This is a genomic window from Enterobacter sp. ZOR0014 (genome assembly GCF_000798855.1).
Classification (GTDB): domain Bacteria; phylum Pseudomonadota; class Gammaproteobacteria; order Enterobacterales; family Enterobacteriaceae; genus Enterobacter; species Enterobacter kobei.
The window spans coordinates 1-232 of record NZ_JTLF01000209.1; the positions used below are offsets into that span (position 1 = coordinate 1).

The window sequence follows — 232 nt, forward strand, 5'->3', positions numbered from 1 at the left end:
CATGCAAACAAATCAGCTTATGCAAACTCAATGGACGATAAAGCATATATGGTAAAGCCTAGTGACGCCTTGGGTGGTTCTACTCTAACAGCATGGGCAGAATTTATGTTAATGTTAAGCCCTAAACGTGGCAAGCATAACGACTTCTCTAAGTTATCAGTCAAAGCGCGTGGATATCAGTTTGACGATGATTTAAACTTTTCATACGTTGATTCAGTATTCACTTGCGTCA

Annotated in this window: 1 protein-coding gene; it reads left to right on the top strand. The window is 39.7% G+C overall.

What is annotated here, in order from left to right:
- Window positions 1-30: 30 nt before the first annotated feature.
- A partial coding sequence (locus L977_RS24960) for a hypothetical protein (protein ID WP_231563549.1) occupies window positions 31-232 on the top strand: 202 nt, incomplete at its 3' end.